This window comes from Mesorhizobium sp. AD1-1, from assembly GCF_020164655.1.
In the GTDB taxonomy this organism is placed as follows: domain Bacteria; phylum Pseudomonadota; class Alphaproteobacteria; order Rhizobiales; family Rhizobiaceae; genus Mesorhizobium; species Mesorhizobium ciceri.
Genome location: NZ_JAIUGP010000029.1, coordinates 18,165 through 27,030, shown reverse-complemented (window position 1 = coordinate 27,030; position 8,866 = coordinate 18,165). Strand labels below are relative to the sequence as shown.

Sequence of the window (8,866 nt, the reverse complement as noted above, 5' to 3'; positions counted from 1 at the left end):
CCCCCCCCCCCCCCCCCCCCCACGGGGAGGAACCGTCAGGCGGTTGAAAGCGGATGATTGCCGAATAACCAGAGGCTTCCGGCAGCCAAGACCGCCACGATAATACCCACGATTTCATGCGCCCACATGGCCGTCGCCAACCCCGAAAAGCCGAGGGCCCAAGGCGAGACCAGTGTCCACAGCCCAACCGCCAGATTTGCCCATTCCTCATAGGCATGGAAGGCGACCAGCGCACCCACGGCTATCAGGGCAATCACCGCACCGGCGATCCAGGCGTTCCAAGCTGCATAGGTTTCAGCCGCAAAGCCGAGATACCAGGGCGACAGTACTAGTGCTATGCCGGCGATCAGATTGACCACATCGATCACCGGACGATTTTCAGTTTTCAGCCATTTCTCCATTGTTCATCCTCCTTTCCTTATATGCTCAGTGCACCGCCCCTTGAGCGAGGGCGGGTTCGGCGGCGAGGGATTGCCCTTCGTCACCGCTAAGTTCTCTTCGTCGGCCGGGCCGAACGCGGTCATCGCGCGGAACCGAACCGGCCAGAACGAAGGGCTTGAGCTCGTCGGGCTGGAAGCGGTTGCCGGCGATCTCGCGCAGGGCGAGTTCGACGGCACCGTCACGTTGCCGGTCAGGCGAGGCTCGGCACCACGGCTGAGCGCCCGGGCCCCGCCCGGCCGCCGCGAAACGGTTCGGCACGGTATTTTCACAATCGAGCACGATCATCGGATCCATGATGCCCACCTCACGCTGCCTTCTGCTTCTGTTCAGGAACGGAAACGGCCAGTTTCGCTGTCGTAAGCTGCTCCAGTGCGAGCAGTGCCGATTCCACTTCGTCGAGCCGTGTCGGACGCGCGTTTTCAGGCATCCCTTCGGCCGTCGCGAGATCCACAAGATACTCGTTCCACGCCCAGTTGCGCAGGATGGCGCGTTTCTCGTCGACTGTCAGAAGAGGATCGACAACGAGGTCCATCGGCGATGCATAAAGCGCCTCGGGATCGGCCAATGCCGGTCCATAATGCGAGGCCTGTGAAACGGCACCGTAGCTGCTCGTGAGCAACGCCAGTTGCAGGCGGTTCCAGACAAGGTCCCTGCCGGCCTGCAGCCGCTTTTCGGCACTGGAAGATTCCGCGGATTTTTCCGCCGCGGGATTTACCTGAACCGAATAAGCGAGGCCCTGACGTTCGGCATAGTCGATGGCCGCCTGAACCGTCGGAAAATCGAGCTCCACCTGAGTCAGCGTGTCACCACTTCCGGTGTAGCCCATCAGCGGTTCGATGACCGGCGCCATACGCCGCTCGAACACCAGACGCCAGCCTTTCGGCCGCGCACGGCCCGAGGTCGTGACTGAACGGGAAGGCTTGTAGATCCGCGCGACCGCATCACGCGGGAACTCGGATCTGCCGAATGACAGCGCGCGCTTGCGATTGTCGTTTGCCGGTGCGAGATTTTCTGCGGCTTGTGTGACTTCTCTTTCTTCTTGCTTCTGCATCATTCCATCCTCCCATTTTGCGAAGGATGCGTCGGAGGCGGCTGCCTGCCGCCCCCGACTTGCTCCATGCGTCAGTGGGTGATCGGGATGCGCTTCACCTTCGACTGCGCGTCTGGGTTCTTCGGCAGCGTCAAGGTCAGGACGCCATTGGCAAAGGACGCCTTGACCTTGTCGTCCTCGACCTCGTAGCCGAGAGGTATGCGCCGCTCGAAGCGACCGTAGAAGCGCTCGGAGTAATCCTTCTCGCCGGTCTCCGACCGCTTTTCGCCACGCAGGGTCAGCACGTCCCCGTCGAGCAGGACTTCGATGTCCTTCTCTTCCATACCGGGGACCTCGGCGGTGACGCGAAGCTCATTGTCCGACTCCGAAATCTCCACCTTCGGCCAGCCATTCTCGAAAGACGAGAGCTGCCCCATGGAAGGCAAACGCGTCTCGAAGCTCCTCAACACATCGTCAAAGAGCCTGTTTACCTCGCGGTGAAGCGAAACAAAGGGATCGCCACCGCTATAGATGCTGGGAGCCTGGTTGTTGTTGCGGCTCCACGGGATAAGGTCACGCATGTTCATCTTCATTCACCTCCATGTTCAACCGCGCGGCACCGGACGACCGCCGGTGCCTGTCGCTTCTGGTTCACTCTGAGTTCAGGCGGCGTTCTTCTCGCCTTCGATCTGCCGTGGCTTCGCCTGGGCCGTGCTGCCGGCGATGGCGATCCGGCGCGGTTTCATCTCTTCGGGAAGCTCGCGCTTGAGATCAATGTTCAGCAGCCCGTTTTCCAGGCTGGCGCCGACGACCTTCACATGGTCTGCCAGTTCGAACTGCCGCTCGAAGGGGCGCCCGGGAACGCCGCGATAAAGATACTGGCCGTTGTCGTCACCCGATTGCGAGCCGCTCACAAGCAGCAAGTTCGGCTGATGAGTGATGGTCAATTGCTCCTGCGAAAAACCGGCGACCGCCATTGTGATGCGATAGTCGTCCTCACCGGTCTTGGCGATGTTGTAAGGCGGCCAATTGTCTATCGCGGTGACACGGCTCGCATTTTCGAGCAGATCGAAAACGCGATCGAAGCCGATGCTGGACCGGAACAAGGGGGTAAAATCGAGGTTTGTCTTCATAGCCACATCCTCCTTTGAGCAACATGGATACAAAAGGACGCCAAGAGAGCCTTGACGCCTCCTGACTTAGCGCCGGCCCCATCAGGCGGCCGGCGATTGTCGATTTAGAACATACAGTTGAGCGTTCAAGAGGTCTCTTAGGAAAATTTTCAGGCAAGATCCGGACGTATTGGGGAATGGGCGGGAAGAACGCATTGGGTGGTTCTGCTGGCGAATTTTCGCCAGCAGAAAGGCCCATCGGATTCCGGAAGGACGGCGCTTGGGTTAAAGTCGATCGACCAGTGCTGTGAAACCGGCGGCCGCGATGTCGATCTCGTGACTGCGACCGGCGGCGGGAAGCTTCTCGCATTGATCCAATTGGCGCAACGCGTCCATGATGGCATCGAAGCTGACCGGTTCGGTGACTCCGGGCGGCATGCGCAGCGCCGGCGCCGATTCCACCGCACAAGCGTCCGATGCCCATGACGACAGGATTGCACGCTTCTCCTGGACGTCCAGCGTCTCGTCGATCAGCACGTCCTGAGGTCGCTCGAAATGCCGTGCCGGATGCAGCAACCGGTCAAGAAAAACATCAGGGGCTTCGGGCTCGACTGGGGCAAAACTCGTCGAAATGGCTCTTTCCATCGGTGGTCCCTCCGCTTTCACTAGGCTCCTCTGTTGACATCATCTTGGTGGCTCTCGTGATTTCCACCGACTGAAATTTTGGAGAGTTTCGACCAAATTTCAATGGCGCCAACAAGGCCGCATCCTCACGGTTCAGCCCAGCATCAACATTTTTTCGAACCGGTGAAACAATCCGCGTGAATGTCAGTTCTGGCGTCTGAACAAGGCGCGCCGCAGCGCCAGGGCAGTCGGGCAGTCGGGCAGGAGAGTCAATCATGTCTTACATTTCCAGGAAGCGGCTGTGCATTGGCCTCCTCGCAGGAGTTTTGACGCTCTCGGCTGGCGGCTTTGCTCCGGTTTCAGCACAGGAAATCCCAAACGACTTCAGCGCCATCGTGCGTCAGAAACTGCCGGCGGTGGTCGCCATCACGACCAGGCAGATCATCCAGGACCAAACGACGCTCGACGATTTTCTGAATCCCTTCGACGGCCGCGGGCCTGTCCAGCCGCAGGTGCGGGAAGCGCTTGGCTCCGGCTTCGTCATCAGTCCCGAGGGCTATATCGTCACCAACAATCATGTCGTGGCCGACTCCACCGAAATCCACGTCGTCTTCTCCGACAAGGAGACTTCGCCCGCGCGACTGGTGGGCCGCGATCCAGCAACCGACATCGCGGTTTTGAAAGTGGATCCCCGGCCGAACATGACCACGACCGCCTGGGGTGACTCGGACGCAATGCAGCCGGGTGCCTGGACGATCGCGATCGGCAGTCCCTTCGGGCTCGGGGGAACCGTTACCGTCGGTGTTCTTTCGGCCCGCTCGCGCGACATCCAGGCCGGCCCTTATGACGATTTCCTCCAGACAGACGCCTCGATCAACAGAGGCAATTCCGGCGGTCCCCTATTTAACGCACGCGGCGAAGTGATCGGCGTCAACACGGCCATCGTCTCGCCGTCGGGCGGCAGCATAGGCATCGGCTTCGCCGTGCCGTCGCGAACGGCACGGCGCGTCGCCGATCAACTGATCCGCAACGGCCGGATCGAGCGCGGTTTCATCGGTGTGCGTCTCCAGGAGGTGACTCCGTCGCTTGCCGAGGCGCTTGGAATGTCTGGCACCAAGGGAGCGCTGGTCGCCTCCGTCGAGCCCGGCAGTCCAGCGGAGAAGGCCGGCTTACGATCAGGCGACGTAGTCACTCGGTTCAACGGCAAGGACATCCAGGGTGTCCATGACTTGACGCTGGCTGCGGCGAACGAAAAGCCGGGGTCGAGAGCGACGCTGACAAGGAACCGCGGCGGCTCACAGCAGGAGGTGGAATTGACCGTGGGCCAGCGCAAGGACGAGGAGATGCGGACCGGTGCTGTTCCGAATCCAGAAGCGGCGGATCAAGGTCTCGGGCTGTCGCTCAGCCCAATTCCAGATGAAGCGCGCCAGCAGCTCGGTCTTCAGCCGGGTACCACCGGCGTGTTTGTCCAGGAGGTCGCGCCGAACAGTCTTGCGGCTGAAAGCGGTCTCAAGCCCGGCGATGTGATCGTCTCGGCGAACAACCAGAATGTTACCCAGCCTTCGGATGTCCGACAGGAGTGGGCGAAATCCCGGCAGCAGAACAAGCCGATCCTGTTACGCATCGAACGGCAGGGACAATCGCTTTTCGTGGCCGTCTCAAACTCTTGAGCGACTATGTGCAGATGAAGATAGCCCAGATCGCACCTCTGATGGAGTCGGTACCGCCCAAGCTTTATGGCGGGACCGAGCGGATCGTTTCCTATTTGACCGAAGAGCTGGTTCGACAGGGCCACGATGTGACGTTGTTCGCCAGCGGCGATTCAAGCACTTCGGCCGAACTTGTGGCGTGTTGCGATACTGCACTGCGCCTGAACCCGAATGCCCATAACCACATCCCGTACCATGTCATGATGCTGGAACGCGTCCGCCGACGGGCGGATGAATTCGACGTGCTGCATTTTCACGTCGATGTCCTGCACTTCCCGATAATCCGTGAGTTCGCGCAGCGAACCGTTACCACCCTTCATGGTCGGCTCGACCTTCCGGATCTGGCGCAGCTTTACGCAATATTCGACGACATTCCGCTGGTCTCGATTTCCAATGACCAGCGGCGGCCGATGCCGCCGGTCAATTGGCTCGGAACCGTCTACCATGGTTTGCCGCCCGCCATTCTCCCCTTCCAGCCCAAGGCCTCGGGTTATCTGGCGTTCCTTGGCCGCATCTCGCCGGAAAAAGGACCTGAAGTCGCGATGGAAATCGCTGCGCGCGCCGGAATGCCACTGAAGATCGCGGCCAAAATCGACGCGGTGGACCAATCATTTTGGAGTGAGAAAGTCGAACCCCAGTTGCTTCGAAATTCGAAGGTCGAGTTCATTGGCGAGATCGATGAGCGGCAGAAGGCGGAGTTTCTCGGCAATGCGGCGGCGCTGCTGTTTCCTATAGACTGGCCTGAGCCATTCGGCCTCGTAACGATCGAGGCGATGGCCTGCGGCACCCCGGTGATAGCCTTCAACCGCGGAGCCGTTCCAGAGGTCGTCGACAATGGAGTGTCCGGAGTGATCGTGGAAGGCGTTGACGAGGCCGTAGACGCAATACGGCGGATAGGCGGTCTCGATCGAGCAAAGGTGAGGGAAACTTTTGAAAAGAGGTTCACGGTGGAGCGCATGTGCAGCGATTATTTGGCAATCTACCACTCGCTGGCGCGCGACCAGCGATTCTCACTGGGCTCGCGAAATGGCATCGCGGCAAAAGCAGATACGATAACCAGCCCTGTTTCGGGAGTGTTGGCTGTCTGAGCCGCCAGATTCCCGCCGGCCTCAGTCGACTTTCAACAGCGGAACTTCGCCGAAAATCCGCCAAGGATTCGAAGGACGCTCTCCGCAACCGCGCATCGCAGGATTGATGCGAAACACCATTGATAGGCTATGGCCGGGCGCAGCCATAATGGAATAAGCGCCAGCATCGGCCGTCTGAACAGGAGGGTTGAGATGAGCATCGAAGTCGAAGAACGTAAGCTTGAACCAGCCGTTGCTCTTCCCGCACTCGATGAATCGGCGCCGCGCGAGCCGCATAGACAATTTGCGCTGAAGCACGAGGACTGTTTCGTCGTTGCGGACAGTTATGGAGACATACGCGGCACTGGCGACGGGCTTTTCCGCGACGATACGCGTGTGCTGTCGCGCTTCCGGCTGTTCGTCGGCGACCACATGCCCTCGCTGCTCGGCGCCTCGCTGTCGCAGGACAACATCCTATTCACAGCCAATCTCACAAATCTGTCCACAATCGGATCCGACGGTAGTGAGGCACTGCCGGGCGTCGTGCACATCGAGCGGACCAGGTTCATCTGGCAAGACCGCATGTTCGAGCGAATCGCGTTCTCGAACTACTCCCGACGCGAGGTCCTGCTGCCGGTTCGTTTCGACTTTGACGCCGATTTTCGTGACATGTTCGAGGTGCGCGGCACCACTCGAAGCCGCCGTGGTCGCGCCCATGACGCGCTGGTCGGTGAGACGAGCGTCACGTTTCGGTACGAAGGCCTCGACAATGTTTCGCGCCAATCTGTTATTGCGTTTTCGACTAGGCCTGATCAGGTGCACCCCAATCACGCCGAGTTCCTCATTCGGGTGGAGAGGCGCGCCAGAAGAGCATTGTACCTGGAGGTCGGTCAAAACGAAGAAGTGCCATCCAGCGATCGCTTCCGCGCGGCGGCGGCGCGAGCTCGGTTTGCCATGCGCTCAAAGCGTCGGCAGGGCGCCACTATCTTCAGCTCGGGCCGCGTGTTCAACGACTGGCTCACGCGAACACGGGCCGACATTGCCCTGCTGACCACCGATCTGGAGACCGGGCCATATCCGTATGCCGGCATTCCCTGGTTTTCGACCGCTTTTGGCCGCGACGGCGTCATTTCCGCCTTGCAGATGCTGTGGCTGAACCCCGCGCTCGCTCGCGGAGTCCTGGCGTTCCTTGCCCGCTATCAGTCGACAGAGACTTCGATATTTGACGATGCCGAACCCGGCAAGATCATGCACGAGACGCGCAAGGGGGAAATGGCTGTCCTGCGCGAACTGCCGTTCGGCCGCTACTATGGTGGGGTCGACACCACTCCGCTCTATGTCTACCTGGGTTGTTCCTACGCTGATCGCACCGGAGATCAGGAATTCGTGGACCGCATGTGGGATTCGCTATGTGCGGCAATCGGGTGGATGGAGGAGGTGGGAGCTCGCAACGGGGATGGCTTCGTGACCTACAGCAGGGCGGCAGATACCGGGCTTTTCAACCAGGGCTGGAAGGACAGCGCCGATGCGATCTTCCATGCCGATGGTACTATACCGAAGGGGCCAATCGCACTGGTGGAGGTGCAAGGCTATGTCTTCGCAGCCTATCAAGGCATGGCTGCATTGGCAGCCAAACGCGGCGACGCGGCCAAGGCAGCGCACTGGAGCGCCATGGCGGAAAAAATCCGCAGCGCAGTGGAGAGCCGATTCTGGATGCCGGAGCGAAACTTCTACGCCTTAGCAATCGATGGGGAAGGCAAGCAATGCGCGGTGCGCGCCTCCAATGCGGCGCATCTGCTTTACGTTGGGCTGCCATCGGCGGAACGGGCGCAATTAATTGCCGAGCAGTTGCTGTCGGCGCATCTCCACAGCGGTTGGGGCGTTCGCACCTTGGCCGACGACGAGCTCCCGTTCAATCCGATGTCCTATCATAACGGCTCGATCTGGCCGCATGACACGGCAATCTGTGCCGCAGGACTAGCCCGCTATCAGCAGCGCACCAGCGTCGTGAAGCTTTTGAGCAGCATGTTCGAGGCGGCGGTCCAGTTCAACATGCGGCTTCCGGAGCTGTTCTGCGGCTTTACGCGCGCCATCGGCGACGCGCCGATCGCTTATCCTGTCGCCTGTCTGCCGCAGGCGTGGTCTGCCGGTTCGGCCTTCATGATGTTGCAGGCCTGTCTTGGGATCCGCATCGATGGTTGGAAGCGCGAGATCAATGTCGAACGCCCACGGTTGCCGATCGGCATCGACAACATCGTCATCCGGCATTTAGCCGTTGGGGAGGCGAAGGTCGATCTCAATTTCCAGCGCGTCGGCGACCGGGTTGTCTGCTATCTCGGTGAACGGCACGAGGGCCTGGTGCCGCTGGCCGTTCGCTCTTAGCAATCGCAGCCGGAGTGCCTGCCGTCGGCTTCGAGATGCTGCTGGCGTTTGCCTGGCGAGCTGGTCTTGAATGTAAAAGAGGTGCTTCCAATCTCTTCTGTGATGTCCAACCGGCATTCAGCGGTTCGAGGACGAGCAGTGCATCTGCGGATACGATCACCAGGTCCAGTTGTTGAAGGGAGGTCACTATGGAAAGTGATGCTTTCAAGCAGCCAGTCTTCGTAGGGGAGAATGGCTACATCCAAAAAATCGACTGCGTGATGGATGCTATTGAGTTTCTGGAAGAATGGCCTGTCGAAAAACGTGGTCTCCTTCACGCGGCGGCCTGTGAAGCGTGCTACTCGGCTTATGATGGCCGCAAGCCTGTCGAGGCTGCGCACAAGGCCTTTACGACTTGGGCCCGCAAGATCGGCGTCATCGAGGATGTGCCTACAGCACCGCCGTGGATGACAGGACCAAAGATCAGTAACGCAGACCGCGTGTGAGGGTGCGGAACCGGGA

10 protein-coding genes are annotated in these 8,866 nt (G+C 60.1%); 4 read left to right on the top strand and 6 right to left on the bottom strand.

All coding sequences use genetic code 11. The features are described from left to right. Positions 1–35 precede the first annotated feature (35 nt). The 6 genes from LB519_RS30940 to LB519_RS30915 all read right to left on the bottom strand — a co-directional run bounded on the left by LB519_RS30940 (position 36) and on the right by LB519_RS30915 (position 3,228). On the bottom strand, positions 36–401 hold the full coding sequence (locus tag LB519_RS30940; RefSeq protein ID WP_224621933.1) for an SPW repeat protein: 366 nt from the start codon (positions 399–401) through the stop codon (positions 36–38). Positions 402–426: 25 nt separating this feature from the next. Then, a complete protein-coding gene (locus LB519_RS30935; protein ID WP_224621932.1) occupies positions 427–735 on the bottom strand; it encodes an RNA polymerase rpb6 in 309 nt (102 codons plus the stop codon). 10 nt (positions 736–745) lie between these two features. After that, positions 746–1,492 (bottom strand): NADH dehydrogenase ubiquinone Fe-S protein 4, encoded by a 747-nt coding sequence (locus LB519_RS30930; RefSeq protein ID WP_224621938.1) that lies wholly within the window; start codon positions 1,490–1,492, stop codon positions 746–748. Between the two features lie 71 nt (positions 1,493–1,563). Next, complete coding sequence (locus LB519_RS30925) at positions 1,564–2,058, bottom strand: Hsp20/alpha crystallin family protein (protein WP_224621931.1); 495 nt, start codon at positions 2,056–2,058, stop codon at positions 1,564–1,566. Positions 2,059–2,133: 75 nt separating this feature from the next. Further along, positions 2,134–2,604, bottom strand: a complete 471-nt coding sequence (locus LB519_RS30920) for an Hsp20 family protein (RefSeq protein WP_224621930.1) — start codon at positions 2,602–2,604, stop codon at positions 2,134–2,136. Positions 2,605–2,868: 264 nt separating this feature from the next. Then, complete coding sequence (locus LB519_RS30915) at positions 2,869–3,228, bottom strand: hypothetical protein (RefSeq protein ID WP_224621929.1); 360 nt, start codon at positions 3,226–3,228, stop codon at positions 2,869–2,871. A gap of 254 nt (positions 3,229–3,482) precedes the next feature. Between LB519_RS30915 and LB519_RS30910 the strand changes: the two genes are divergently transcribed. From LB519_RS30910 to LB519_RS30895, 4 genes are all read left to right on the top strand, one after another. Further along, the gene (locus LB519_RS30910; RefSeq protein ID WP_224621928.1) at positions 3,483–4,877 is read left to right on the top strand and encodes a Do family serine endopeptidase; all 1,395 of its coding nucleotides are present in this window, start codon (positions 3,483–3,485) and stop codon (positions 4,875–4,877) included. Positions 4,878–4,891: 14 nt separating this feature from the next. Continuing rightward, positions 4,892–6,004: a glycosyltransferase family 4 protein gene (locus tag LB519_RS30905; RefSeq protein WP_224621937.1), complete on the top strand. Its 1,113-nt coding sequence runs from the start codon at positions 4,892–4,894 to the stop codon at positions 6,002–6,004. Between the two features lie 192 nt (positions 6,005–6,196). Continuing rightward, positions 6,197–8,365, top strand: a complete 2,169-nt coding sequence (locus LB519_RS30900; protein WP_224621927.1) for an amylo-alpha-1,6-glucosidase — start codon at positions 6,197–6,199, stop codon at positions 8,363–8,365. Between the two features lie 188 nt (positions 8,366–8,553). Further along, positions 8,554–8,850: a DUF982 domain-containing protein gene (locus tag LB519_RS30895; protein ID WP_013895427.1), complete on the top strand. Its 297-nt coding sequence runs from the start codon at positions 8,554–8,556 to the stop codon at positions 8,848–8,850. Positions 8,851–8,866 lie beyond the last annotated feature (16 nt).

Excerpts from the sequence above, each read along its gene's own strand:
- LB519_RS30895 (WP_013895427.1), top strand. The coding sequence starts at position 8,554 with ATGGAAAGTGATGCTTTCAAGCAGCCAGTCTTCGTAGGGGAGAATGGC.
- LB519_RS30925 (WP_224621931.1), bottom strand. The coding sequence starts at position 2,058 with ATGAACATGCGTGACCTTATCCCGTGGAGCCGCAACAACAACCAGGCT.
- LB519_RS30915 (WP_224621929.1), bottom strand. The coding sequence starts at position 3,228 with ATGGAAAGAGCCATTTCGACGAGTTTTGCCCCAGTCGAGCCCGAAGCC.
- LB519_RS30910 (WP_224621928.1), top strand. The coding sequence starts at position 3,483 with ATGTCTTACATTTCCAGGAAGCGGCTGTGCATTGGCCTCCTCGCAGGA.
- LB519_RS30905 (WP_224621937.1), top strand. The coding sequence starts at position 4,892 with ATGAAGATAGCCCAGATCGCACCTCTGATGGAGTCGGTACCGCCCAAG.
- LB519_RS30920 (WP_224621930.1), bottom strand. The coding sequence starts at position 2,604 with ATGAAGACAAACCTCGATTTTACCCCCTTGTTCCGGTCCAGCATCGGC.
- LB519_RS30940 (WP_224621933.1), bottom strand. The coding sequence starts at position 401 with ATGGAGAAATGGCTGAAAACTGAAAATCGTCCGGTGATCGATGTGGTC.
- LB519_RS30930 (WP_224621938.1), bottom strand. The coding sequence starts at position 1,492 with ATGCAGAAGCAAGAAGAAAGAGAAGTCACACAAGCCGCAGAAAATCTC.
- LB519_RS30900 (WP_224621927.1), top strand. The coding sequence starts at position 6,197 with ATGAGCATCGAAGTCGAAGAACGTAAGCTTGAACCAGCCGTTGCTCTT.
- LB519_RS30935 (WP_224621932.1), bottom strand. The coding sequence starts at position 735 with ATGGATCCGATGATCGTGCTCGATTGTGAAAATACCGTGCCGAACCGT.